Annotated in this window: 18 protein-coding genes, 1 pseudogene and 1 riboswitch; of the genes and pseudogenes, 8 read left to right on the forward strand and 11 right to left on the reverse strand. The window is 62.6% G+C overall.

Annotation, left to right across the window (positions count from 1 at the left end; genetic code table 11):
* Positions 1–12 precede the first annotated feature (12 nt).
* The 3 genes from AB6O04_RS11635 to AB6O04_RS11645 are packed head-to-tail and all read right to left on the reverse strand — an operon-like array spanning position 13 to position 3,388.
* Complete coding sequence (locus tag AB6O04_RS11635; protein WP_368564090.1) at positions 13–1,317, reverse strand: ABC transporter permease; 1,305 nt, start codon at positions 1,315–1,317, stop codon at positions 13–15.
* 9 nt (positions 1,318–1,326) lie between these two features.
* The gene (locus tag AB6O04_RS11640; protein ID WP_368564091.1) at positions 1,327–2,061 is read right to left on the reverse strand and encodes an ABC transporter ATP-binding protein; all 735 of its coding nucleotides are present in this window, start codon (positions 2,059–2,061) and stop codon (positions 1,327–1,329) included.
* A gap of 55 nt (positions 2,062–2,116) precedes the next feature.
* A complete protein-coding gene (locus AB6O04_RS11645; protein ID WP_368564092.1) occupies positions 2,117–3,388 on the reverse strand; it encodes an efflux RND transporter periplasmic adaptor subunit in 1,272 nt (423 codons plus the stop codon).
* Between the two features lie 190 nt (positions 3,389–3,578).
* Between AB6O04_RS11645 and glmS the strand changes: the two genes are divergently transcribed.
* The 3 genes from glmS (at position 3,579) to dinB (ending at position 8,840) form a co-directional block, all read left to right on the forward strand.
* A complete protein-coding gene (gene glmS / locus AB6O04_RS11650) occupies positions 3,579–5,405 on the forward strand; it encodes a glutamine--fructose-6-phosphate transaminase (isomerizing) (RefSeq protein WP_368564094.1) in 1,827 nt (608 codons plus the stop codon).
* Positions 5,406–5,966: 561 nt separating this feature from the next.
* Positions 5,967–7,067, forward strand: coding sequence for a glycerophosphodiester phosphodiesterase (locus AB6O04_RS11655; protein ID WP_368564095.1), 1,101 nt, complete (start codon positions 5,967–5,969; stop codon positions 7,065–7,067).
* A gap of 705 nt (positions 7,068–7,772) precedes the next feature.
* On the forward strand, positions 7,773–8,840 hold the full coding sequence (gene dinB / locus AB6O04_RS11660) for a DNA polymerase IV (RefSeq protein WP_368564097.1): 1,068 nt from the start codon (positions 7,773–7,775) through the stop codon (positions 8,838–8,840).
* 235 nt (positions 8,841–9,075) lie between these two features.
* On the opposite strand, the gene btuB is transcribed toward dinB, so the two are convergent.
* The 3 genes from btuB to AB6O04_RS11675 form a co-directional block, all read right to left on the reverse strand.
* Complete coding sequence (gene btuB, locus AB6O04_RS11665; RefSeq protein WP_368564098.1) at positions 9,076–10,953, reverse strand: TonB-dependent vitamin B12 receptor; 1,878 nt, start codon at positions 10,951–10,953, stop codon at positions 9,076–9,078.
* Between the two features lie 113 nt (positions 10,954–11,066).
* A riboswitch (cobalamin riboswitch) is annotated at positions 11,067–11,404 on the reverse strand.
* Between the two features lie 142 nt (positions 11,405–11,546).
* Positions 11,547–11,930 carry a TfoX/Sxy family protein gene (locus tag AB6O04_RS11670; RefSeq protein ID WP_368564099.1) on the reverse strand — a complete coding sequence of 128 codons (384 nt, stop codon included), beginning with the start codon at positions 11,928–11,930 and terminating at the stop codon, positions 11,547–11,549.
* A complete protein-coding gene (locus tag AB6O04_RS11675; protein WP_368564101.1) occupies positions 11,927–12,412 on the reverse strand; it encodes a GAF domain-containing protein in 486 nt (161 codons plus the stop codon). Before AB6O04_RS11675 ends, AB6O04_RS11670 begins: the two co-directional genes overlap by 4 nt.
* A gap of 143 nt (positions 12,413–12,555) precedes the next feature.
* On the opposite strand from AB6O04_RS11675, the gene bioD reads away from it, so the two are divergent.
* The gene (gene bioD / locus AB6O04_RS11680; RefSeq protein ID WP_368564103.1) at positions 12,556–13,224 is read left to right on the forward strand and encodes a dethiobiotin synthase; all 669 of its coding nucleotides are present in this window, start codon (positions 12,556–12,558) and stop codon (positions 13,222–13,224) included.
* A gap of 457 nt (positions 13,225–13,681) precedes the next feature.
* Here the strand turns inward: bioD and AB6O04_RS11685 are convergent, their stop codons facing one another.
* The 5 genes and pseudogenes from AB6O04_RS11685 to cydD all read right to left on the reverse strand — a co-directional run bounded on the left by AB6O04_RS11685 (position 13,682) and on the right by cydD (position 20,166).
* Positions 13,682–14,074 carry a phasin family protein gene (locus tag AB6O04_RS11685; RefSeq protein WP_368564105.1) on the reverse strand — a complete coding sequence of 131 codons (393 nt, stop codon included), beginning with the start codon at positions 14,072–14,074 and terminating at the stop codon, positions 13,682–13,684.
* Positions 14,075–14,446: 372 nt separating this feature from the next.
* On the reverse strand, positions 14,447–14,800 hold the full coding sequence (queD, locus tag AB6O04_RS11690) for a 6-carboxytetrahydropterin synthase QueD (RefSeq protein WP_368564107.1): 354 nt from the start codon (positions 14,798–14,800) through the stop codon (positions 14,447–14,449).
* Positions 14,801–14,995: 195 nt separating this feature from the next.
* Positions 14,996–16,267, reverse strand: a pseudogene (locus tag AB6O04_RS11695) (DEAD/DEAH box helicase); the annotation flags it as partial.
* Positions 16,268–16,759: 492 nt separating this feature from the next.
* Positions 16,760–18,433, reverse strand: a complete 1,674-nt coding sequence (cydC, locus tag AB6O04_RS11700) for a thiol reductant ABC exporter subunit CydC (RefSeq protein ID WP_368564110.1) — start codon at positions 18,431–18,433, stop codon at positions 16,760–16,762.
* On the reverse strand, positions 18,430–20,166 hold the full coding sequence (gene cydD, locus AB6O04_RS11705; protein ID WP_368564113.1) for a thiol reductant ABC exporter subunit CydD: 1,737 nt from the start codon (positions 20,164–20,166) through the stop codon (positions 18,430–18,432). The genes cydC and cydD overlap by 4 nt, the downstream gene beginning before the upstream one ends.
* Positions 20,167–20,308: 142 nt before the next feature.
* Here cydD and AB6O04_RS11710 point away from each other — a divergent pair, with 142 nt between their 5' ends.
* The 4 genes from AB6O04_RS11710 (at position 20,309) to AB6O04_RS11725 (ending at position 24,507) form a co-directional block, all read left to right on the forward strand.
* Positions 20,309–21,877 (forward strand): cytochrome ubiquinol oxidase subunit I, encoded by a 1,569-nt coding sequence (locus tag AB6O04_RS11710; RefSeq protein ID WP_368564114.1) that lies wholly within the window; start codon positions 20,309–20,311, stop codon positions 21,875–21,877.
* A 193-nt stretch (positions 21,878–22,070) separates the two neighbouring features.
* Entirely contained in the window at positions 22,071–23,219 is a 1,149-nt protein-coding gene (gene cydB / locus AB6O04_RS11715; protein WP_368564115.1) for a cytochrome d ubiquinol oxidase subunit II, read from the forward strand.
* A gap of 12 nt (positions 23,220–23,231) precedes the next feature.
* The gene (gene cydX / locus AB6O04_RS11720) at positions 23,232–23,336 is read left to right on the forward strand and encodes a cytochrome bd-I oxidase subunit CydX (RefSeq protein ID WP_368564116.1); all 105 of its coding nucleotides are present in this window, start codon (positions 23,232–23,234) and stop codon (positions 23,334–23,336) included.
* A gap of 271 nt (positions 23,337–23,607) precedes the next feature.
* A complete protein-coding gene (locus tag AB6O04_RS11725; RefSeq protein WP_368564117.1) occupies positions 23,608–24,507 on the forward strand; it encodes a BRCT domain-containing protein in 900 nt (299 codons plus the stop codon).
* Positions 24,508–24,861 lie beyond the last annotated feature (354 nt).

Here is a 24,861-nt window from a genome sequence, read left to right on the forward strand (position 1 = left end):
GGATGGGTGGGATTACTGTGATTTCAGCTGTAACGCCGGCGCTACCTGCATTGCGCGCCAGGCAGGCAGCAACCCCGCCAACAGGCTCGCGGCGATCGCCAGCACGAACGTGGTCAGCAACATACCCAGGTCCAGGTGCGCGAGTTCCGCATAGCTCGAAGGTTGCTGGCGCACGGCCCACAAACCCAGCAGCGAGAGTCCCAGGCCGAGGATGCCACCGGCCAGTCCGATCGTGCCCGCCTCGACCAGGCACTGCGCGAAGACGGCGCGACGCGACGCACCCAGGGCACGGCGTACGCCGATCTCGCTGCCGCGGCGCAGGAACTTCGCTAGCAGCAAGCCCACCGTATTGACCAGGCAGACCAGCAGGAACGCGAAGCCAAGCCAAAGCTGCATCACCACGTCGCTGGGTACGACCTTGTTGTGGTCCAGCCATTCCATCACGTGGCGGAGGCGCACATTGGTCGGCCGCTCATAGCGGCCCGATGCGCGCTGCTGGTCGGAATAGTTGGTCAGGTAGTTTTTGTACTCGGAGACTTTTTCCGGCGAACTCAACTGCACCCAATACTGGATCCAGACGCAGGGGGCATTGACGCCGGTGGAATCGCCGTTGCTGTCTCCCCAGCAGTCCATGCTGCCGCTACGGCCCATCTCGAGATCCCGCGAGGTGGTGAAAGGCAGGAACACGTTTTCCAGTTCACCATAGCGATCGCTGTTCATGTCGTAGAAGCGCGGGGTCGGGCGCCACTCGTCTTCGATGATGCCCACGATAGTGAAATCGGCCTTATCCAACCGCACCGCTTTGCCGACGTTGTTGCCGCCACCGAACAGTTTTTCGTTGAGCGAATTTGAGATCACCGCCACCCGCGCGCGCGCATCGTCCTCCTTCGCTGTCCAGCCGGTGCCGTACAGGAACGGAACCTCGAACATCGGGAAGAAGTCGGCGGAGGTGTAGCGCGAATCAGAGAAGAATGGCGCCAGGCCCTGGCGGTTCGGCGTGATCGATAGCCCGCCGCCCGTCATCATTGCCTGGCGCTCGCCGCGCTTCTCGCGCAGCAGGGTTTCCGCATCGAGGCGAGTTACCTGCTGGGCAGGCTCCTCGCCGGCGACATAACCCTGCATGACTTCCGGATCGAGTTGCGGATAGAACAACGTATGGCTCTTGCCGGGCAGGGGGTCGCCGGACAGCACGTAGAACACGGTCAACGTGGTCATGCAGGCGCCGATACCCAGTGCGATGGCCAGCACCATCAATGCGGTCAGCGCCTTGTTACGTTTGAAGCTGCGCAGGGCGAGATTGAAGTAATAACCGAACATGGCGGTTTCTCAGATAGAAGTGGAGGCCGACAGGCTGGATTCGGCCGAATGCGCCGCGCGGATCAAGGCAGGTTCCACCGACAGGTCGGTGGCCATGCCGTCGACGATGTGCACATTGCGTTGCGCGCGCGCGGCCAATTCCGGGTCGTGGGTGACCATGATGATCGTGGTGCCCTGCCGGTTGATTTCTTCCAGCAGTTCCAGCACGCCGCGTGCCATCTGCGAGTCCAGGTTGCCGGTAGGTTCGTCGGCCAGGAGCAATTTCGGGCTGCCGGCCAAAGCGCGTGCGATGGCGGTGCGTTGCTGCTGTCCGCCAGAGAGTTCAGACGGGAAGTGCTTCATGCGTGAGCCCAGGCCCACGCGTCCCAACGCATCCTCGATACGCTGCTTGCGTTCGCTCGCCGGCATACCGCGATAGCGCAGCGGCACGTCGACGTTATCGAACAGATTCAGGTCTGGAATCAGATTGAAGCCTTGGAAAATGAAACCGATCTTCTGATTGCGCATGCGTGAACGCGCGTCGTCATTCAAACCGCTCACGTCCTGGCCGTCCAGCAGGAACTGGCCGCTGGTGAAGGTTTCCAACAAGCCGGCGATATTGAGGAAGGTGGTCTTGCCGGAACCTGACGGACCGGTGACGGCAACGAACTCGCCGTCGCGGACGTGCAGCTCCAGCGAACGCAGCGCGTGCGTTTCCACTTGTTCGGTACGGTAGATCTTGGACACCTGGCGCATTTCAAGCATGGCGGATTCCTTTTTTGTGTGCGTGGCGGTATAGCGAATGAAATTGACGAATGGATCAGTTGACGGATACGCGCGCGGCATCGCCAAACTGGTCGCTGCCGGAAACCACAATCTTGTCGCCGGCTTGCAGACCGCCCAGGATTTCGACGGCGTTGAGGCTGCTGACGCCCAGCTGCACCGGCCGGCGCACGGCGGAGCTGCCCTCCATGACATAGGCGTAGCGACCATTGCCTTGATCGACGAATGGACCGCGTTCGACCAGCAACACGTTGCGGCGCGTATCCATCAGGATGCGCGCGCTCAGGCGCTGGTTCTGGCGCAGGCCGGGCGGCTGCTTGTCGCTAAAGCGCAGGCGCGCGTTGACTTCGCCGTTGACCACTTCCGGCGAGACGGCGGAGACTTCACCTGGATAAGGTTCGCCGCTGCCGCTGGTGAGCTTGGCCGGCATGCCGATGGCCAGATCGCGAGCGAAGCTCTCCGGCACCTTGATCTCCACTTCGAACGCCGACAGATCGACCACGCTCAGTACCGGCGCATTGATCGCTACGTTGGAGCGCTGCACAGCCTGCACCTGCCCGACCTGGCCGTCGAAGGGCGCGCGTAGCGTCAGCGCGTCGACCTGTCGCTGCACTTCCATCACTACGGCGCGTTGGCGGTCGGCCAGCAGTCGCTTGTTGCGGGTGTCCAGGCCGGCGCCTTCGCTTTGCAGTCCGAAATCCTTGCTGGCATGGGCCAAGCCGATCTCGGCCTTGCGCAATTCATCCTGCGCTTTCATCACTTCGATCTTAGGTACGGCGCCCCCGTCGAATCCCTGCTGGTAACGCTGCAGGTCGCGCTGCGCGGCCTGCCGATCGATCTCGGCCTGGTCCAGCAGCTTGCGAGCATTGGCGCGAGCCAAGGTGGCATCCAGGGTGGCGCGGCTGGCTTCGGCTTCCAGGCTGGCCAGCGTGGCCTGTTCCTGCGCCAGCTTGCTGCGCAGCTCGGGGCTGTCTATTTCGGCCAGTGGCTGGCCTTGCTTCACCACGTCGCCGGCCACGACCTTCAAGGTGACCACGCCGCCAGCGATGGCATAGAGCGTGGGGCTGTTGGAGGCGATCACCCGGCCATCGCCGGCGATGTCGCGGACCAGGTCGCCGCGCTTCACTTCGGCAATGCGGACCCGGCTGGCATCGAACGAACTGGAGCCGGACAGCCATCCGCGCGCTGCGAAGACGATGCAGATCAGCAGCACCAGACCGCCGCCGGCAGGCAGGACCCAGCGGCGCCACGGCGCGCTGCTTTGCGAGTGGCTGAGAGGGCGGTCTTGAGCGGAAGTGTCCCGAATCATCGATGGCATGCGTTATGTAAGGTGTCCCGCTCTTGTAAGCAGGATGCATGCCATATGTAAGGCATTGATTTAAAGGGGATTGTCTTGCTCCGTATTGGTGTCCGCGTGTCCGCGGACACTTGCCGGACACGCGTCGATGACGCCGGACAAGTAGAATTTCGGTCTATTCAACACAGGATGGTAGTGGCCTATGTGCGGCATTGTCGGCGCGATTGCGGATCGCGATGTGGTCCCGGTACTGATCGAAGGACTGAAGCGGCTGGAATACCGCGGCTACGACTCGGCCGGCATCGCCGTGGTGGAGGCTCATGACGTACGCCGCGTGCGCCGCACCGGCCGCGTGTCGGAGATGGAAAATGCCGCGGCCGCCGAAGGCTTCAACGCCCAGCTGGGCATCGGCCACACCCGCTGGGCGACGCACGGCGGAGTGACGGAAGCCAATGCGCATCCGCACATCAGTTACGGCGTGGCGCTGGTGCACAACGGCATCATCGAAAACCACGAAGAACAGCGCGAGCGCCTGCGCCAGCTGGGCTACGAGTTCGAATCGCAGACCGATACCGAAGTCATCGCGCACCTGATCCACCACTACCTGAAGCAAGGCGACGATCTGTTGGGCGCCCTGCAACGCACGGTCAAGGAACTGACCGGCGCCTATGCGCTGGCGGTGGTGAGCCGCAAGGAACCCGAGCGCATGGTCTGCGCGCGCATGGGTTGCCCGCTGCTGATCGGTGTGGGCGAAGGCGAAAACTTCATTGCTTCGGACGTATCGGCCATCCTCCAGGCGACCCGCCAGGTGATCTTCCTGGAAGAAGGCGATACCGCCGAAGTGACGCGCGATGCCGTGCGCGTGTTCGATGGCAACAACCAACCGATCGAGCGCGAAATCCATGTCTCCGACGTGTCGCTGGCCTCGCTGGAGCTGGGCCCGTACCGCCATTTCATGCAGAAGGAAATCCACGAGCAGCCGCGCGCCATTGCCGACACCATCGAGGCAGTGATCGAGGAAGGCTTCTCGCCCCGGTTGTTCGGCGCCAATGCCGAAGCGGTGCTGAAGGACGTGGAAGGCGTGCAGATTCTGGCGTGCGGCACCAGCTACTACGCCGGCCTGACCGCTCGCTACTGGATAGAAGCCATCGCGGGCCTGCCGTGCAGCGTGGAGATCGCCAGCGAATACCGTTATCGCGCCGCCTACGCCAATCCCAAGCATCTGGTGGTCACCATCTCCCAGTCCGGCGAAACGCTGGACACGATGGAAGCGCTGAAATACGCCAAATCGCTGGGCCACAGGCACACGATGTCGATCTGCAACGTGCCGGAGAGCGCCATCCCGCGCGCCAGCGACCTGGTCTGCTACACCCGTGCCGGTGCGGAAATCGGTGTCGCGTCGACCAAGGCGTTCACCACGCAGCTGGCGGCGCTGTTCCAGCTGACGGTGGTACTCGGCAAGTTGCATGGCCGGGTAACGCCGGAACAGGAAGCCGACTATCTGGAGCAGCTGCGTTTCCTTCCCGGCAGCGTGCAGCACGCGTTGAACCTGGAGCCGCAGATCGCCGTGTGGGCGGAGCGCTTCGCACCCAAGTCCGATGCATTGTTCCTAGGCCGCGGCCTGCACTATCCCATCGCCCTGGAAGGCGCGTTGAAGCTGAAGGAAATCTCATACATCCACGCCGAGGCCTATCCCGCCGGCGAGCTCAAGCACGGCCCGCTGGCGTTGGTGGACGCCAACATGCCGGTGGTCGTCATCGCGCCCAATGACAAGCTATTGGAGAAGGTCAAATCCAACATGCAGGAAGTGCGCGCGCGCGGTGGCGAGCTGTTTGTGTTTGCCGACCAAGACAGCAACTTCACTGAATCCGAAGGCGTCCACGTCATCCGCACGCCCCGCCATACCGGCGTGCTGAGCCCGGTGGTGCACACCATTCCCGTGCAGCTGCTGGCCTATCACACCGCCCTGGCGCGCGGTACCGACGTGGACAAGCCACGCAATCTGGCCAAGTCGGTGACGGTGGAATAGCCAAGAATCGCGGTTGACCCACGCAGAGCCGAGCTTGCTCGGCTGCCTTTCCCGACGCCAGGTGATTCATGGTTTGTGCGAAGAGCAGCGGAGCAAGCTCCGCTCTACGAGGAACGAATAGGCGTGGGTGACTTACGTAGAGCCAAGCTTGCTCGGCTGCTTTTCCTGACGCCAGGTGGTTCATGGTTCGTGCGGAGAGCAGCGGAGTCCCCCAAGGGGATGTAACAAGCTCCGCTCTACGAGGAACGAATAGGCGTGGGTGACTTACGTAGAGCCGAGCTTGCTCGGCTGCTCTTTCCGACGTCACGGTGGTTCATGGCTCGGCCGCCTTCATGGGCGGATATCATCGACGCAGCGGCGTGGCAGATCTGGCGTTGTCAGCGACGCTGGAATGAAAGCCGTCGCCATGCTGTAACAATCGGCGTGGAGAATACGCTTCGCAACGCGGCACCTCTCTCCTCCCGCGTTGCACTCAAAGCCCGGCTTCTGTCGGGCTTTGCGCTTTTTACGCTGGCGCGGTGTTGCCAATGCGCGCTATATCTTCGCCATGAGGACCGGATCATGCAGCGGGTCTTGTTTGCCATTGTCGTCGCCGCGGCCGGGTGGATCACCGTGACGGCTTCCCCCGCCATTGCCGCGGAGCGCCCGATCGCAGAACGGGTGGTGGTTATCGGCCACCGCGGGGCCAGCGCGCTGCGTCCGGAGCACACGCTAGTAGCGTATCGGCAGGCGATCGAAGACGGCGCGGATGTGGTCGAGCCGGACCTGGTGTCCACGCGCGACGGCGTGCTGGTGGCGCGTCATGAAAACGAGATCAGCGGCACCACCGACGTGGCGGGGCGGCCCGAGTTCGCCGATCGAAAGCGCATGCGCGTTATCGATGGCCAAGAAGTCGAAGGTTGGTTCGTCGAGGATTTCACGCTGGCCGAGTTGAAGACCCTGCGTGCCCGCGAGCGCCTGCCGCAGCTGCGCAGCACTGACCACGACGGCCAGTATGAAATACCCACGCTGGAAGAAATCATCGCCCTGGTGGCCGCTGAATCTGCCGCACGTGATCGGGTCATCGGCTTGATTCCGGAGATCAAGCACCCGTCTTATTTCCAGAGCATCGGTCTGGCGATGGAAGACAAACTGTTGGCGACGCTGGCGGCGCACGCGTACACGCGCACGGCGCCGGTGACCATTCAATCCTTCGAGATCGCCAATCTGCGCGAGCTGCGCGGGAAGCTGGGGGATTCGCCGGGCAATATTCGCTTGCTGCAATTGCTGGGCGACCCCGAAGAACGGCCAGGCGATGTACTGGCTGCTGGCGGCGAACTTCGCTACGCCGAGATGATGACGCCGGCCGGACTACGAACCATCGCGAAGTACGCCGACGCCATCGGGCCGTATTCGCGCAGCGTCATCGCCGTCGACAAGCGGGGCCAGCTGGGCGAACCGACCTCGCTCGTACGCGACGCGCATGCGGCAGGGTTGCAGGTGCAGCCGTATACCTTCCGGCCGGAGAATCAATTCCTGCCACGCGCGCTTTGGCTGGGCGAAGATCCACGGACCCGCAACGAAGCCGGCTCCATCGCCGAAATCCGCGCGTATCTGAAGACCGGCATCGATGGTTTCTTTACCGATGATCCGGCGGTGGGGCGCAAAGCCGTGGATCGGTAGAAATCCGTACGGGCGATGGGATTTTTTGCCGTATCCAGCGCCGAATCATCGTCATACCCCTGTAGGAGCGGCGTCCCGCCGCGAGCTTTTCCCGTTAGATTGCGACACAAGCGAAGAGCTCGCGCCGAGACGGCGCTCCTACAGGAGATGAGATGTCGTAGGAGCGGCGTCCCGCCGCGAACTCTTCCCGTCAGATCGCGATAGAAGCGAAGAGCGATTGAAGCCCTCCGTTCGCCATCTGGACGCGCTGCGGCGCGTTCTTGGCCGCGCGCGCTGAATGGCTATCGGGGCGCGGAGCGGCGTCCCGCCGCGAGCTCTTCCTGTCAGATTGCGATAGAAGCGAAGAGCGATTGAAGTCCTCCGTTCGCCATCTGGACGCGCTGCGGCGCGCTCTTGATCGCGCGCGCTGAATGGCTATCGGGGCGCGGAGCGGCGTCCCGCCGCGAGCTCTTCCTGTCAGATTGCGATAGAAGCGAAGAGCGATTGAAGCCCTCCGTTCGCCATCTGGACGCGCTGCGGCGCGTTCTTGGTCGCGCGCGCTGAATGGCTATCGGGGCGCGGAGCGGCGTCCCGCCGCGAGCTCTTCCTGTCAGATGCGATAGAAGCGAAGAGCTCGCGCCGAGACGGCGCTCCTACATGGTTCTATGGTTGAACCTAGAAGCCTTGATAGCACCCACTGCGACGCTCCGGCGGCACAATGGGCGCATGCGCAAGATCATCCACATCGACATGGACGCGTTCTACGCCTCGGTGGAGCAGCGCGACGATCCGTCGTTGCGCGGCAAGCCGGTGGTGGTGGCGTGGCGCGGGAGTCGTTCGGTGGTGTGCGCGGCCTCATATGAGGCGCGGAAGTTCGGCGTCCGTTCGGCCATGCCGGCCGTACGCGCTGAGCGGCTGTGTCCGCAGGCGGTGTTCGTGCCGCCGGATTTCAGCCGCTACAAGGCCGTGTCGCGGCATGTGCGGGAAATCTTTCTGCGCCATACCGACTTGGTGGAACCGCTGTCGCTGGACGAAGCGTACCTGGACGTCACCGAGCCAAAGTCCGAGCTACCCACCGCGACCGCCATCGCCGAAACCATCCGCACGCAAATCCGCGAAGAGACCTCGCTCACCGCATCGGCCGGCGTAGCACCCAACAAGTTCCTGGCCAAGATCGCCTCCGATTGGCGCAAGCCGGATGGTTTGTTCGTGGTCCGCCCGCATCAGGTGGAAGGCTTCCTCACCCCGTTGCCGGTCGGCTGCATTCCTGGCGTAGGCAAGGTGATGCTGGGCAAGCTGCAGGCGCTCGGCATCCAGACCGTTGGCGACCTGCGCGCGTTGCCGCGAGAGGAACTGGAGCAACGGTTCGGCAGTTTCGGCGGCAGCCTGTTCCGGCGCGCACGCGGTATCGATGAGCGGCCCGTGGAACCTAATCAACCGGTGCAGTCGATTTCCTCCGAAGACACGTTCGCACGCGACCTGCCGATCGGCGAGTTGGATGAGGCGATTCGACAACTGGCGGGAAAAACCTGGGAAGCCACGCGCAAGACCGAACGCGTAGGCCATACCGTGGTGCTTAAGTTGAAGACCGCGCATTTCCGCCTTCTCACCCGTAGCTTCACGCCTGACGTTCCACCCGCCTCGGTTGAGGAGTTCACTGCCATTGCGTTGTCGTTGCGTGACCGGGTGGATCTAGCGCCGGACACGCTTTATCGCTTGGTAGGTGTGGGACTGTCGGGATTCCGCGAGCGCGAAGAAGTGGTGGAGCAGGGCTCGTTGTTCGATGTGTTGTAGAGCGGACTAATTCCTTGTGGAAGTGGTGGTGGCATGCCACCACCGGTGGGTCGCGACGTTGATGTTTCCGGTCGCGACTCACGTCGCTCCCACAAGATCGTCCGCCCTTGTGTGGTTCGTCGCTTTTGTAGGAGCGGCGTCCCGCCGCGAGCTCTTCTCATCAGATCGCGATCAAAGCGAAGAGCTCGCGCCGAGACGGCGCTCCTACAGAGTTATCTACCGTCAAAAACCGCCGTCAATCCTGCGCCTGATACCTCAGGCTCAACCCATACTCGCGGCCGCGCTGGTAGTACCAGGCGACGGTTTCGTATTCGCGGTCGAACACATTGTTGGCGCGCGCCTGCAACGTCCACTCATCGTTGATCGCGTACTCCACCCGCAAGTCGAGCGTGCCGTAGCCCGCCAGGCGCATCTGGTTGGCGGCATCGTCGTAGCGGTGGCTGGCGCCGGCGAAGGTGGTGCCGATGCGGAAATCACCGAAGCGGCGATCAATATCGATGCGCCCGCTGTTGCGCGCGCGGCGAGCCAGCAGGTTGTCGTAGTTGAGGTTATCCGTGCCGGTGGGCGTGGTGCGCGTACGGTTGCGTGGATCCACGTGGCTCAGCTGGGCGGAGATTTCGAAGCCGGCGATCTGCGTATCGAAGGTGAATTCGGCACCGCGGATGCGTGCCTTGTCGATGTTGTTCGGCAGGAAGATGCTGGAGTCGTAGGACACCAGATCGTCCACGCGGTTCTCGAACACGTTGAACGTCCAGTTCCAGCTATCCGCGTACTGCGCGACGCCTACGTTCAAGCTCTTGGACGATTCCGGCTTCAGGTCAGGATTGCCGAAGAACGGGTAGTACAGATCATTGATCGTCGGCGCCTTGAAGCCGGTCCCGTAGCTGGCGGTCAACTTCAGGCCCTTGCCCAGCGACAAGCCATAACCCAGGCTGCCGGTGGCATGATCGCCAAACTGTTCGTTGTCGTCCTGGCGCAGGCTGGCCTGTAGTTGGTGCTTGCCAAATGTGCCCTGATACTCGACGAAGCCGGCCTTGTTGTCGCGGCTGGTGCCCGTGAATTCGGTGTCGCTCTTCACCACGTCGTCCTGCCAGTCCAGCCCGGCAGTCAGCAATTGCCCTTCCGCCAGACCGAAGTCGGCCTGCAACGACGCCATGTCGCGGCGTGTTTGGAAGACGCCCATGAACAGTTCGTCCAGATAGTCGTCCGAGTGATCCTTGTTGCGGCCCACCGACAGCACCACGTTCAACTTGTCCGAAGGCGCGTAGCGCAACTTGCCGCCGATCACTTGCTGCAGGGTTTCCGAACGATTGACGAAGCTGCCGTCGTACTCGTTCTCGCCGTCAGCGTTGAGGAAGCTGCCTTCCAAGGTCCATGCCTCATCGAAGCGCACGCCGCCGCGGACGTTCAACGAAACGTTGCGGTAACCATCGCGGTCGGGTTCGTCAGTGAAGCAGCCCTTGAAGAGCGTTCCGGAACCGCGGCAGGCGTTGATGCCGTCGGTCTTCTGATAAGCCGCATTGGCGCCCAACCAGGCGCGTTCGCCGCCATAGCTGAAACCGCCGCTGGCTTCGCGCAGGTTGTTGCTGCCGCCGCCAACGCGGAAGCTGCGCGACAAGCCCTTGCCGCCACGACGGGTGAAGATCTGGATCACACCGCCGATGGCTTCCGATCCATACAAGCTCGAGCGCGGGCCGCGCACGATTTCCACGCGTTCGATCTGGTCGATCGGCAGGTCCTGCAACGCGGGCAGGCCGGCGGTGGCGGAGCCCACACGGACGCCGTCGATCAGCACCAGCACATGGTCGGATTCGGTACCGCGCAGATTGAGCGTGGTGATCTTGCCCAGACCGCCCTGATTGGAGAAGCCGATACCGGCGCGGCCGCGCAGCAGTTCCGACAGCGATCGTGCCTGGCTGCGCTCGATCTCGGCACGGCCGATCACCTGGGCCGGCACCAGACTGTCTTTCACCGAGACTTCGGTGCGCGTGCCGGTGACGATCACTTCGTCCAGGTCGGTAGTGCTGTCGCCGCTTTGCGCAGCCGCAACAGCGGGAAGGCCCAGCGCGACGGCCAGAGAAAGGGTACGGAAAGCCGGAAACCGGAACGGCATGAATCAACTCCATCGCGCACAAGCGCATAGCGGAACGTGGAGTTGCAGCACAAAGGGAAACGAAGCGAACGGCGCGCACGCGGCGCACGGCACGCCGCGACGCCCTCCGCATCGCAACCAGTGAGCTCCAAGGCCGGTCTCCGGGCTCGCGAATGAGCGCTGACGCGCTCGACCTTGGCGCCTTCCCGTGCGTCGCACAGTGGCGGTTGCCTTGGTACGGTTCGCTTACCGTTGCGGGGGCAGCGCCGGAATTGCCTTTGTTGATTTGGAACGAATTCGGCTTGAAATTGCCGAATCGGTTTTTCCCCCCACCCTTGCCCTCCCCCGCTGCGCAAGGGAGGGAAAATGGAGGGCACTCTTGCGAGTGCCGCATCTATAAGGCTTCACCGGCTTCCCGTTTCAACCCGATGGCGAGATCCGCCAGCAGGTCACCTTGAAGCGCCGCGATTATAGGCGCAGACGCGCCCATGCGGGAAACAACCTGCCCGGCTCAGCGTGCTTGGCTCTACAAAGGCGCGGATGAACTCCTCCCACAGGATGGTCATGCCGACACTGCCGCTATGACAGGCTGACAGCCAACGTAATATCTTGGCTCAGTCGTCGCTGTCGCTACCGCCGCTGGGAGAATCGAACATGTCGAAGGACGGCGCGGCGCCTTCGTCATCATGAGAGCCCTGCGTCGTGGTCACCGGCGCGGCAGCGGGCCGTCCACGGGGGGGCGGCAGCAGCGCAGCGGCTGCGTCGTAGGCCACCAGCAACTCGCTGCGGCGGTTTTCCGGCAACTGCTGCCAATGGCAATCCAACAGCGCGCCTTCCAGCGCGTACAGCAGATTGAGGCTGGGGCGAAAGCCGGCGCGCTTGACGCGCATGAAGGCTTCCACCGATCCCACTGCGGCCAAATCTTCGCCGGTTCGCAGGCCCACCTGTCGCAGCCACGCGGCGGATTTAGGACCGATATTGCGCAGCTTGACGGTCATGTCAGCGATTCCAGAAATGCCTGGGCGATAGCTTCCAGGCCCCGCTGGTCGTCTTCGTCGAAGCGCCCAACGCGCGGACTGTCCAGATCGAACACGCCGATCAGGCGATCGTCCTTCACCAGCGGCACCACCAGTTCCGAACGCGACGCCGCATCGCAGGCAATGTGGCCGGGAAAGGCATCGACGTCTTCCACACGTTGGGTCTGGCGGGCACGCGCGGCGGCACCGCAGACGCCCTTGTCCAAGGCAATGCGCACGCAGGCCGGCAATCCCTGGAAGGGACCGACCACCAGCTCGTTGCCGTCGTAGAAGTAGAACCCCACCCAGTTCAGATCCGGCAGCGAGTGATACGCCAGCGCCGACAGATTGGCGGCGTTGGCGATGCGGTCGGTTTCACCGGCCACCAGCGCGCGCGCCTGGGCTAGCAGCTGCGCGTACTGTTCCGGCTTGCTGCCGGTCAAAGTCTGGTTGGCGAATGACATTGCTTGATTTTAGCCCTTTATGGATGGCCCGGCGGTGCGCGGTCTTATCATGACCAGATGCATAGGAAGAACAACGCAGTAATGGTGGGAATACGGACGCAAGCAGCCCTGGACGCACGGTTTTGCCCGCAGCAAGGTGAAAAGTGAATAGCGTCTTCGTCACCGGCACCGACACCGGTGCGGGCAAAACCATGGCGAGCACTGCTTTGCTGCACGCCATGCGTGCCCAAGGGCTACGCGCCGTAGGCATGAAGCCCGTCGCCAGCGGTTGCGATGCGACCACGGACGGTTGGCGCAACGAAGATGCCTTGGCCTTGCAGTCCGCCAGCGATCCCATACCGGCGTACGGCGACCTGAACCCTTACGCCTTACCGCAACCGCTGGCACCGGAGATCGCCGCGCGCGAAGCGGGTGTGGAGATCGCGCTGGAGCCGATCATCGCCGCCTTCGAACGGCTGCGTGCGCGGGCCGACGTGATCGTTGTGGAAGGCGTCGGCGGCTGGGCGGCACCGCTGACCGCGACGCTGGACCAAAGGCATTTGGTTGAGGCACTGGGGTTGCCGGTGGTGTTGGTGGTCGGCATGCGCCTGGGCTGCCTCAACCACGCGCGGCTCACCGCGCGCGCGGTGCAGGCGGATGGCGCAAAGCTGGTGGGTTGGATCGCGAACGAGATAGACCCGCAAATGGAGCGCCGCGACGAAAACTTCGCCTTGTTGAAAGCGCGAATGCCGGTGCCGTGCTGGGGTCGTCTTCCGTACGCGCGCGCGGCGGATTCACGCGTGCTGGCGCAGTACCTGGCACCGGTTATGTAGCGTGCGCTGTGCGCATGGTATGGATGCTGGGAGGAGTGCTTCCCTTCTCCCTCTGGGATAAAGGCATGCGGCTTACGACCCATAGGGTCGTGCATGCCTGAATGCCCTGCGTGCTACGCAGGGCCGGGGCGCGAAGCGAGGTGGCGCGCAGCGACGGATGAGGGAATGAGGTATCCGTTTGTAGCGAACGCCACTAGCGAGTCACTGCCATTCCCTCATCCGCCCTCCGGGCACCTTCTCCCAGTGGGAGAAGGGAAAGTCGCTGCAACACCCACGAATCTTTTTTCACCCAATAAAAAACCCGGCAGCGTGGGGGCTGCCGGGTCGGCCGCACGGAGGGAGGGGAGCCGTGCGTTAAACAGGTTTGCTGAAGCTGGGTATTGCGATTTGGCAGGGGAAAAGCTCGCGGCGGGACGCCGCTCCTACCTTCGGGACGCCGCCGGGGCGGCGCTCCTGCTTACTTGGCCTTGGCGGTCTTGGTCGCCTTGGCCACGGAAGCCTGGACGCTGTCGGTCACAGTCTCGATCTGCGACTTGGCCAGCTGACCCAGCGCTTCGCCGGTCTTCAGGCTTACGCCAAACACTTCCTGGCCGGCAGCGACGAGGCGCTCGGTGTTGTCCTTGGCGACCTGCAGGCCCTTCGGCCACAGGGTCTTGTAGGCTTCCAGGTCGTGGGTTTCGGCCAATTCGCTGAAGTAAGCGGTGGTGGCGTCGATGTTCTTTTCGAAGGTCTTCAGCTGCACGCCGAAGATCGCTTCAGCGTTCTCAAGCGCCAGTCGGTTGGCGCGCGCAGCGGCAGCGGCGAACTGATGGGTGAAGGTGCTGAAAGTGTCGTTGAATTGGGCAGACATGGCGTACTCCAGAGGATTTGCCGTTATGTTGCGTCGCAGCATATACAGACATTTGTTGCAATGCAACAACAGGCGTACGGTCTTCCGACGAACGGTAGGTTCCTATTCAGAATCAAGCGCTTGCAACGGCCAACGCCCTTGTAGGAGCGCCGTCTCGGCGCGAGCTTTTGCTTCTATCGCGATCTGCCCGAAGAACTCGCGGCGGGACGCCGCTACTACGAAGGTAAGGAAGGTGAGGGAGGCATGGGCGAGCGTCGGATTTTGTAGGAGCGCCGTCTCGGCGCGAGCTTTTGCTTCTACCGCGATCTGGCAGGAAAAAGCTCGCGGCGGGACGCCGCTCCTACAAAAGCGATCGACCCACAAGAAGTGCCATCAACCGCGGTAACGACTACCCGCAGTGCAAGTCTCATGCACCACCACTTCGCTCAGTAGCGGGAGTTGCGGCTTCAATTGTTCCCAGATCCACACCGCGATGCGCTCGCTGGTGGGATTCTCCAGGCCCTCGATGTCATTGAGGTAATGATGATCCAGCCGCTCGTAGATCGGCTTGAAGATCGCCTTGATGTCGGCGAAATCCATTACCCAGCCGGTATGCGGATCCAGGTCGCCGGAAACGTGCAGTTCGATACGGAACGAATGCCCATGCAGGCGCGCGCATTTGTGCCCGGCCGGGACGTTCGGCAGGCGGTGCGCGGCTTCGATGGTGAAGACCTTGAAGATATCCATGGTGCGTATTGTAGGTGGCGTATGGCGAAACGGCCGTCGCCCCGCGTATGTGCGTGACGACGACCGCATGATTCAAACCCTTCGCTCATCCCTCCCCGCGAACGGAAAGGGGCGGCAAGGCGACGCTACTTAGGCGCGGGGACCCTGGCGAAAACCGCCCGGCTTGCGGGCGCCGTCGCGCGCGCCGCTGCTGTGCTTCTTCGGACCGGCGTGCGCGTGACGCGGCGCTTCGGAGTGCGGACGGCGGGCATGCTTGCGCGGTGCCTGGTTGCCGGCCGGACGCTCGCCGGCGGGGTTGTTGTTGCCCCAGCGGATCGGCGTTTGCGGTTCGAAACCGGGCACGTCGCGGATTTCCACGTCGCGCTTCAGCATGCGGGTGATCGCCCGCAGCAGCTTGGCTTCGTCCTGCGCCACGATCGAGATCGCTTCGCCCTGCGCGCCGGCGCGGCCGGTACGGCCAATGCGGTGAACATAGTCTTCGGCGACCATCGGCAGGTCATAGTTGATGACGCGCGGCAGCTGGTCGATATCGATACCGCGCGCGGCGATGTCGGTCGCCACCAGCACATTGATGCGGCTGGCCTTGAAGTCCTTCAGCGCGCGCAGGCGGGCGCCTTGCGACTTGTTGCCGTGGATTGCAGCGGCCTGAATGCCGCTTTGTTCCAGGAACTTGGTCAGCTTGTCGCAGCCATGCTTGGTACGGCCGAACACCAGCGTCTGCACGCGGGTATCGGCGGCCAGCAGGTGCAGCAGCAGGTCGCGCTTGCGGTGGCCGTCGACCGGATGCACGCGGTGGCTGATGGTGTCGGCCACGGTATTGCTGGGCGTCACCTGGATCTGCTGCGGGTTGTGCATGAACTCCAGCGCCAGCTGCTTGATGCTTTCCTCGAACGTGGCCGAGAACAGCAGCGTCTGGCGGCCCTGCTTGGGCAGCTTGGCCAGGATGCGCTTGATGGCGGGCATGAAGCCCATGTCCAGCATGCGGTCGGCTTCGTCCAACACCAGGATCTCGATGCCGGACAGGTCAACGCTGCGGCGGTCGATGTGGTCGATCAGGCGGCCAGGCGTGGCCACCAGCAAGTCAACGCCGCGACGCAGCGCTTCCAGCTGCGGGCCCATGCCGGCGCCGCCGTAGATGGTGGTGCTGGGGATGCGCAGGTACTTGCCGTAGCCACGCAGGCTGTCGTGCACCTGCACGGCCAGTTCGCGGGTGGGGGTCAGGACCAGCGCGCGCGGCTTGCGCGGGCCGCGGGCGGACACTTCCTGCGGCGAGGTGGCCAGGTGCTGGATCAGCGGCAGGCCGAACGCAGCGGTCTTGCCGGTGCCGGTCTGGGCGCCGGCCAGCAGGTCGTGGCCTTCCAGCGCCACCGGAATGGCCTGGGTCTGGATGGGGGTGGGCTGGGTGTAACCCTCGTCATTGAGGGCGCGCAGCAGAGCGGGCATCAGCCCGAGATTTTCGAAAGACATTGCGATTGAAGCTCCAAAGTCGGCCGGCCGGACACACGAACTGACGGTCGCACAAGCTTGTGCGGCAAACGTTCAACGCGAGGTGCGGAGTGGCCGTTACTCGAAGCGTTCCCTGAAACCGCGCTGCGAGAGGGTGTGCGGAGTCGCCAAAACGGCGGTTCCGAGTTTGCGCAACGAAAGAAGTCGGAGCGGGGCGGGCGCGGGATTCCACTGGGAAATCCCGGCGACGGCGGACCATTGGGGAAACGAACGGCCGCTGGCAAACGGAGCGCACTGTAACCGATCTTGGCGGCTAAAGGGGAAAACCGGCTGTTCAGGGTGAGGAGGGTTCAGTTGACGATAGTCCCTTCTCCCTCCGGGAGAAGGTGGCGCGCAGCGACGGATGAGGGCATGAGGTGTCCGCTTGTAGGGAAACTTGGATTGAAAGTCATTGCCATTCCCTCATCCGCCCTTCGGGCACCTTCTCCCAAGGGGAGAAGGAATCTGATGCTCCTACAGCCGCCCTTCCTCCCACAACCGCCCCTCCACCAACCGATACCGCCGATGCACCACCCCCGCCGGCAAATCGTCATGACTGATCATCAACACACTGCGGTGGCCACTGGCCAGCGCCAGGTCCTGCAACAATTCGGTGGCGGTGTCGTGGTCCAGGCCTTCGGTCGGTTCGTCCAGCAGCAGAATCGGGGCATCCCGCAACAGCGCGCGGGCTAGCGCCAACCGGCGCGATTGCCCGGCGGACAAGGTGGCGCCGTTTTCCCCCACCCACGTATCCAACCCATGCGCCGACGCGCGAAACAATGCTTCCAGCTTCACCTGCGCCAACGCATCCCAAAGCCGCGCGTCATCCGCGTCGGGATCGCCCATCCACAGGTTGTCGCGTACGCGCCCGGCGAAAACGGTTGCATCTTGCGGTAGCCAAGCCAGCTGGCGCTGCCATTGCGCCGGGTCGAAGTGACGCAGATCGCTTCCACCAAAACGCACTTCCCCTGCTTCCGGATCGCACAAGCGCAGCACCAAAGCCATCACCGAAGATTTCCCGGCGCCGCTATCGCCGCAAAGCGCGATGCGTTCGCCCGGCCGCAGCCGCAGGTCGACGCCATCCAGCACCCAGCGCGGATCGCCTGGCCAGCGGAAGCGCACGTTGCTCAATCGCAGCTCGCCGGTTTCGGGCACCGGCAACATCGGTTCGGCGATAACCACCTGCGTCGTTTGTCCGGCGATATGCCGCAAGCGGTGAGAAGAAGCCCGCGCCGCCTGCCACGATTGCCACGCCAGTCCAATGCCTGCGGCGGCTTCCAGCAACGCCACCGTCATGAACAGAAGACCGGCAGCAGCAGGCGGCGATAGCGTTCCAGCGTTGGCAGCAGTGAGCAGCAGCCATAGCATGACCGGCAGCGTCAGCGCGGCGATCAATGCATGCGCAGCAGTGCCCGCCGAAAGCCGCCGCTTGCGCGCCCGCTCGCATCGCGCCAGCGCATTGCTGCGCTCATCAATTCGTGCGATCCAATCGCCACCGGCATCCAGCGCAGCCAAGTCGGCGGCACCTTCAATACCTTCCTGCACCACGTAACGCAGCGCGGCACGACTATCGGCGCGTTCGCGTTCCAGCGCGCGTGCGCCCATCGTGGTCGCAACCGGAACGGCGAGACCCAGCAACAACACCGTCACCGCCAACAACACACCGGCGACCGGCAGCACCACCAGCGCCACAGCGACGCACACCAGCGCCAATCCGCACAATGCCAGCAGTGGCCCGATGGCGCGCACCAGCAAACCGTCGACCGTTTCAATATCCGCGACCAGCCGCGCCAGCAGATCACCCACACGGTGGCGGCCCAGCTCCAACGGTGCCAGTGGCAACACACGTGCGAAGAACCACACGCGCAAATCGCGCGCCACGCGCAGCGTCACGTCATGGCCCACCAGCTTCTCCGCATAGCGCGACAGGATGCGCGCAAAGGTCAATGCACGGATGCCGGAGGAAGGCCCAAAGAAATTAAAACCCACCGCAGCAGTGCCCGCCAACGCCGCCGCGGCAAGAAAGTGCCCGGCCAAGCCCAGCAAACCGGTACCTGCCAGCAAAGTAAGCAGCAGCAAGCCAATGGCCAGCGCGATCGGCCTGGTGTGCTTGGAGAAAACCTCGCGGTAGCCGTCAGACCGTTTCATCGTTCTGCTACCTGCTGAGACAACAAACCTTCCGGCAATTGCAATACCTGATCGGCGATGTGCAGCGCAGCAGCGCTGTGCGTTGCCATCACCAACGTGCGCCCTTGCGAAAACTCCGCAATCGCACGCAGCAGGGCGGCTTCAGTTTGCGGGTCAAGAAAGGCGGTGGGTTCATCCAGCAGCAACAACGAAGGCTCCCGCAGGAATACGCGCGCCAACGCAATGCGGCGCGCTTCGCCTCCGGATAGACCGAAGCCACGTTCGCCGATCACCGTATCCAGGCCTTGTGGCAAGCGCGCCGCGAACGCCATCACCTGCGCCGCTTCCGCAGCCGCATGCAACTGCGCGTCGGTGGCACCCGGACGCGCCATGCGCAGGTTGGCGGCGATGCTGCCGTGGAATAGAAACGGCCGTTGCGGCGCATAGCCGATGCGAATGCCGGCAGGCACGGTGACCTGTCCGGAAGAAGCGGGCAACCAACCCGCAAACGCCTCCAACAACGTGCTCTTGCCGCAGCCACTGGGACCGACCACCGCCAAGCGCCCACCTGCCGAAAGTTCGAAAGACAAATCATCCAGCACGTCATGTGCCGCACCAAGCGGCCTTAGCGCGAGATGCCGCACCGAAATCGCCGGCGCACCACACTCACTGTTTGCATCTTCGACGTGAGGTGGCGCAGGGGAGATTACGACGGATGCGGCGACCTTCGCCTCGCCATCAAAGGTAGTCTCCAGCGTACTTTCCAACTCGCCCAACGCCGCCAATGCACCAGCACGGTCGTGATAATGCGCCGCCAATCGCCGCAACGGCGCATAGAACTCCGGCGCCAACAGTAGACAGAAAACCCCAATGCCCAAGGTCAGCGGCGGGCCCCGGAAATCCAGCATGCCCAAATAAGTCAGGCCCAGATACATCGCCACCATCGCCACGCTGAGCGAAGCGAAGAACTCCATCACTGCAGACGACAAAAAAGCGATGCGCAGCACCTTCAAGCTGCGCTCGCGCAGGTTGTCGGCCGCATCGGCAATGCCCGCAAGTTCCGCCTCGGCCCGGCCATACAACCGGATCAAACCCAGGCCACGCAAGCGATCCGCAAAATGGCCGCTCATCCGCGTCAGCGCCTGCAACTGTCGGCGGCTGGCCGCTTCCGCGCCCCAGCCCACCAGCATCATGAAGAGCGGGATCAACGGCATGGTCAGCAGCAGCACCGTGCCGACGATGCGATCGACAAAGAACACCGCGACCAGCAGGAACAGCGGCACCGCCACGACTTCAATCCGCGCCAATACAAAACCACCGAAGTAGCCTTCCAGCGCATCCACATGCGTGCCCATCAGCTCGGTCAGCGCGCCGCTGCGCTGCTGGCGCAGCTTCAAAGGCCCTTGCGCGAATAAACGACGCACGATGCTTTCGCGCAACCGAAGGCGGATGATCTCGACCGCGTCATCGGCGCACCGGCGGCCGCACCAACCCAACCCCGCGCGCAGCAACCCGATCAGCAACAGCCATGCCAGCGGAACGCCGACGGCAGCCGGTGCAGCGTTTTCAACAAAAACCTGCTGCACGGCCCACGCGATCATTGCCGCCTGCGGCACCAACAGCCAGCCGGCCACCACGGTTGCGGCAGCAGCCCATCGCAAACGCGCGCGCGCGGGCAAAGCCAACGCATCCAGCCGGCGCGCCGCTGACCGGCGCAGCACAGCGTCAGGCAAGGCTACGGCGGTGTCATCCATGGGAAGACCGGCTGGCGTGGATCCTGCTCATTGCACGCATTCTCTCCTGTAACCCGACCCGCCACCTGCGACGTCTTGTCGCATCCCGCAGGAAGGCTGGCCGGCGCAGAATAGCTTCAACCTAAACGGGGAACCTGCCGCCATGCCGGATATGACCGTCGTCGAACTGTCCCGCCTGCAATTCGCGTTGACGGCGATGTACCACTTCCTGTTCGTGCCGCTCACGCTGGGCTTGTCCTTCATGGTCGCCATTATGGAGAGCGTCTATGTGATGACCGGGCGCGACATCTGGCGGCGCATGACGTTGTTCTGGGGCACGTTGTTCGGCATCAACTTCGCCATGGGCGTGGCCACCGGCATCGTCATGGAGTTCCAGTTCGGCACCAACTGGTCCTATTACAGCCACTACGTCGGCGACATCTTCGGCGCGCCGCTGGCCATCGAAGGGCTGATGGCGTTCTTTCTGGAAGCCACCTTCATCGGCCTGTTCTTCTTCGGCTGGGACAAGCTGTCGAAAGTGCAGCACCTCATGGTCACCTGGCTGGTGGCGCTGGGCAGCAACTTCTCCGCGCTGTGGATCCTGATCGCCAACGGCTGGATGCAGAACCCGGTCGGCGCGGTATTCAACCCCGACACCATGCGCATGGAAATTTCCGACTTCGCCGCGGTGCTGTTCAACCCGGTGGCGCAGGCGAAATTCGTGCACACCGTCAGCGCCGGCTACGTGACCGGCGCCATGTTCGTCATGGCGATCAGCGCGTTCTATCTATTGCGCGGCCGCCACCGCGATCTGGCCAAGCGGTCGATGGCAGTGGCCGCCAGCTTCGGCCTGGCCGCATCGTTGTCTGTGGTGGTTCTGGGTGATGAAAGCGGCTATGTGGCCGGCGAAAGCCAGAAAATGAAACTGGCGGCCATCGAAGCCATGTGGGAAACCGAACCCGCACCCGCCGGCTTCAACGCCTTCGCCATTCCCGACCAGGAAACCCGCACCAACAGCTACACACTGCACATCCCGTACGTGATGGGGCTGATCGGCACGCGTTCGTTGAACACCGAAATGCCCGGCATTCTGGAACTGGTAGGACGCGCCGAGGTTCGCATTCGCAATGGTCTGGTTGCGTACGAAGCACTGCAGCGGCTACGCAAGGATCGCGAAGACACGCAAGCGCGCGAAGTGTTCGAAACCCACTGGCGCGACATCGGCCACGCCCTGCTGCTGAAACGCTACCGCGAAGACATCGCCAACGCCACCGAGCAGCAAATCGCCAGCGCTGCGTTCGACACCGTGCCGCGAGTGGCGCCGCTGTTCTGGAGTTTCCGCATCATGGTGGGGCTGGGCTTCTACTTCATTGCGTTCTTCACCCTGGCGTTCTGGCTGGCGACAACGCAGCGGCTGGATAAATACAAGTGGTTCCTGAAGCTGGCGTTCTACAGCCTGCCGCTGCCATGGGTGGCGATCGAGCTGGGCTGGTTGATAGCCGAGTACGGCCGGCAACCGTGGGTGATCGATGGCGTGCTACCCACGTTCTTCGCCGCCTCCGGATTGCAGCTGCATCAGATACTCACCACCTTGATCGGCTTCATCACCTTGTACACGGTGCTGGCGGTGGTGGAGATATGGCTGATGAGGAAGTTGATCCTGAAAGGACCGGAGGCCACCGCCGAAGCACTGGACGCCGTGGTCACCGGCGCACAGCCAGCAACCGCCTGACGTAAATTGAAGATGAAGACATGAAAAATTGCCGTCATGACCAGCCATTCGGCTGTTGAAAATCACCTCCCGCGTAGGCGGGAACCCAGTGTCTTTAGTTTTTCGAGGCGTTGAAGTCGCTGGGTCCCCGCCTGCGCGGGGATGACGACGAGAAACAAGAAATCGCCAAACCGTCCCCAACAGAGACCCACCCATGGACACCATCCCACTCGACTACGAAACCCTGCGCCTAATCTGGTGGCTGCTGCTGGGCGTGCTGCTGATCGGCTTCGCGGTAATGGACGGTTTCGACCTAGGCGTGGCCACGCTGCTACCAGCAGTCGCACGCCGCGACGAAGAACGCCGCGTGGTGCTCAACGTCATCGGCCCGGTGTGGGAAGGCAACCAGGTCTGGTTGATCCTGGGCGGCGGCGCCATCTTCGCCGCGTTTCCTGCGCTCTACGCGGTGAGCTTTTCCGGCTTCTACCTGGCCATGTTCCTGATCCTGTTCGCACTCATCCTGCGGCCGGTCGGCTTCAAGTTCCGCAGCAAAGTGCCCGACCCGCGTTGGCGCGCCGTGTGGGATTGGTCGCTGTTCGTCAGCGGCGTAGTGCCGGCGCTGGTGTTCGGCGTCGCGATGGGCAACGTGCTGCTGGGCGCACCGTTCCATTTCGACGAAAACCTGCGGCCCATCTACACCGGCGGCTTCTTCGCACTGCTGTCCCCATTCGCCGTGCTGTGTGGCCTGGTTAGCGTGGCGATGCTGATCATGCACGGCGCCGGCATGCTCGCGATGAAAACCGACGGCGACATCGCACTGCGCGCACGGCGCTATGGCGCCATCGCCGCGGTACTGACAGCGGTGCTATTCGTACTGGCCGGCGTATGGCTGGCCAAAGGCGTGGACGGCTATGCATTGCTGGGAACCATCGACCCTGCCGGCGCTTCCAATCCACTGGCGAAGCAAGCAATCACCGCACCCGGCGCCTGGCTAACCAACTATCAATCGATGCCCTGGACCCGACTGTTCCCCATCCTCGGCGTAGCAGGCGCACTACTGAGCGCCATCCTCCTGCACAGCGGCCGCGCAGGCCTCGCCTTCATGGCCTCGGCACTGTCGATAATCTCGATCATCCTGACCGAAGGCTTCGCCACCTTTCCCTTCCTGCTGCCGTCATCCACCCACCCATCCGCAAGCCTGACCCTCTGGGACGCGTCCTCCAGCCACATGACACTCTTCATCATGCTGCTGGTCACCGCCTTCTTCCTACCCATCGTCCTGCTATACACCGCCTGGGTCTTCCGCGTCCTGCGCGGCAAGGTCAGCAACGGCAGCGTCAGCCAGAATCACAACGCCTACTAAGGAGTCGCAACCATGTGGTATTTCTCGTGGATACTAGGCGTTGGCCTGGCGGCTAGCTTCGCCGTTCTTAATGGCATGTGGTACGAGATGCGCGAGGGGGGATCGGGAGGCGGGTGAGTAGAGCCGCAAGCAAGAAAGTTAAAAAAGCTTGTGTTGGACGAAGCATCCTGCGAAATAGATCTACGTCCTGGAAGGAGCCGGGCGTGGGCGCAACCAAGCACCAAAGACCGAGAGAGCGTGGCTGAGGCGCCAACGGCTCAGCTAGCCGACGGGGAGGTGCCGGGTCGTCTCCGGCTCTTCCAACCCGCGAGCGCTCTTTGTTAATTCCAATTGTGGGTGAAAAGCGAGCAAGCTACCCTTCCAGGGACAAGTAATGGAGGGGAGTGTGATGCATCCAGATTATCAGCCCTATATAAAGTTCACCGGCAGGGGTCGCCTGGATAAATCGGTGAACTCTCTCATGGGAATCATCGAAGGCATTGCCATTGATGGTTCAATCAACAACACGGAGTTGAATTTCCTAGATCTCTGGCTCTCTGAGCACGGGGAGTTACGGACTCGTCACCCATTCAACGAACTGATCCCCGTCGTAGAGGCATTAGTCGCCGACCGCGTCCTCTCTATCGAAGAGCGGGCCGACCTCACTTGGCTCTGCGAAAAACTTACTTCCTCAGAGTTTTATGATCAGACGACCTCTGACCTCCAGCGCCTTCACGCAATACTTGGTGGAATCATCGCCGATACGCGCATTAGCGAGGAAGAACTACGAGGGCTCACCGACTGGATGGAGGACCACAGCCACCTCAGAAGTTGTTGGCCTTTCGACGAGGTTGGAAGCCTGATCACGTCGGTTCTGAAAGACAAGCGCATAGACGACGAAGAGCATGCGATGCTCCATGATTTCTTTTCAGAATTCGTTGCGCTTGCCGATGATCGAACCCTCACAAGCCCGCTGGTACAGCGAGATAATCAGGCAATCGTTGGTCTGTGTGCTGTATGTCCAGAGATTAGCTTTGACGGGAAGCACTTCGTTTTTACCGGCGCATCGGCACGATTCAAACGCTCACAGCTTGCAGAGACCATAACTTTATTGGGCGGAAAGCTGGCTGCCAGTATGTCTAAGAAGGTCGACTATCTAGTTATTGGATCAGAGGGAAATCCTTGTTGGGCATATGCGTGCTATGGCCGCAAGGTCGAACAGGCAATAGAGCTTCGAAAGGCGGGAGCGCGGCTCCTGATTGTGCATGAGCATGACTTCCACGATGCTATCGCTGATTTTAGACAATGACCTTTTTTGGGGCGAATACAGTTGAAAGGGAGCTCTATCCCTTCGGATATTTGTAGCAGATCCGGAGTTTCGTAAGGACACTTCTCGGGGAAGGGAGATGTTGAGGAAAGTAGTTAAGGTGCAGAACATCGGATTGCTGCGGAACGGGTCACCGACTCCCGCGGACTTCGATCAAGTCACACTCGTATACGCGGACAACGGGAGGGGTAAGTCCGCTCTCGCTACCATTTTGCGTGCCGCGGCTGCACACGATGGTGAGGCGCTAGCGCGTCACCGTACGATCGACACTGACGGGGAACCGGCGCTAGAGCTCGTGTTCGCCGACGCTGCCGGAGGGGGCAATCCCGTCAAGCT

Source organism: Pseudoxanthomonas sp. UTMC 1351, assembly GCF_040948865.1.
Classification (GTDB): domain Bacteria; phylum Pseudomonadota; class Gammaproteobacteria; order Xanthomonadales; family Xanthomonadaceae; genus Pseudoxanthomonas_A.

Coding starts and splice junctions, on each gene's coding strand:
- glmS (WP_368564094.1), top strand. CDS start 3,579: ATGTGCGGCATTGTCGGCGCGATTGCGGATCGCGATGTGGTCCCGGTA.
- AB6O04_RS11640 (WP_368564091.1), bottom strand. CDS start 2,061: ATGCTTGAAATGCGCCAGGTGTCCAAGATCTACCGTACCGAACAAGTG.
- AB6O04_RS11670 (WP_368564099.1), bottom strand. CDS start 11,930: ATGACCGTCAAGCTGCGCAATATCGGTCCTAAATCCGCCGCGTGGCTG.
- btuB (WP_368564098.1), bottom strand. CDS start 10,953: ATGCCGTTCCGGTTTCCGGCTTTCCGTACCCTTTCTCTGGCCGTCGCG.
- AB6O04_RS11645 (WP_368564092.1), bottom strand. CDS start 3,388: ATGATTCGGGACACTTCCGCTCAAGACCGCCCTCTCAGCCACTCGCAA.
- cydX (WP_368564116.1), top strand. CDS start 23,232: ATGTGGTATTTCTCGTGGATACTAGGCGTTGGCCTGGCGGCTAGCTTC.
- AB6O04_RS11710 (WP_368564114.1), top strand. CDS start 20,309: ATGCCGGATATGACCGTCGTCGAACTGTCCCGCCTGCAATTCGCGTTG.
- AB6O04_RS11635 (WP_368564090.1), bottom strand. CDS start 1,317: ATGTTCGGTTATTACTTCAATCTCGCCCTGCGCAGCTTCAAACGTAAC.
- AB6O04_RS11725 (WP_368564117.1), top strand. CDS start 23,608: ATGCATCCAGATTATCAGCCCTATATAAAGTTCACCGGCAGGGGTCGC.
- queD (WP_368564107.1), bottom strand. CDS start 14,800: ATGGATATCTTCAAGGTCTTCACCATCGAAGCCGCGCACCGCCTGCCG.
- AB6O04_RS11685 (WP_368564105.1), bottom strand. CDS start 14,074: ATGTCTGCCCAATTCAACGACACTTTCAGCACCTTCACCCATCAGTTC.
- dinB (WP_368564097.1), top strand. CDS start 7,773: ATGCGCAAGATCATCCACATCGACATGGACGCGTTCTACGCCTCGGTG.
- AB6O04_RS11655 (WP_368564095.1), top strand. CDS start 5,967: ATGCAGCGGGTCTTGTTTGCCATTGTCGTCGCCGCGGCCGGGTGGATC.
- cydB (WP_368564115.1), top strand. CDS start 22,071: ATGGACACCATCCCACTCGACTACGAAACCCTGCGCCTAATCTGGTGG.
- cydD (WP_368564113.1), bottom strand. CDS start 20,166: ATGGATGACACCGCCGTAGCCTTGCCTGACGCTGTGCTGCGCCGGTCA.
- AB6O04_RS11675 (WP_368564101.1), bottom strand. CDS start 12,412: ATGTCATTCGCCAACCAGACTTTGACCGGCAGCAAGCCGGAACAGTAC.
- cydC (WP_368564110.1), bottom strand. CDS start 18,433: ATGAAACGGTCTGACGGCTACCGCGAGGTTTTCTCCAAGCACACCAGG.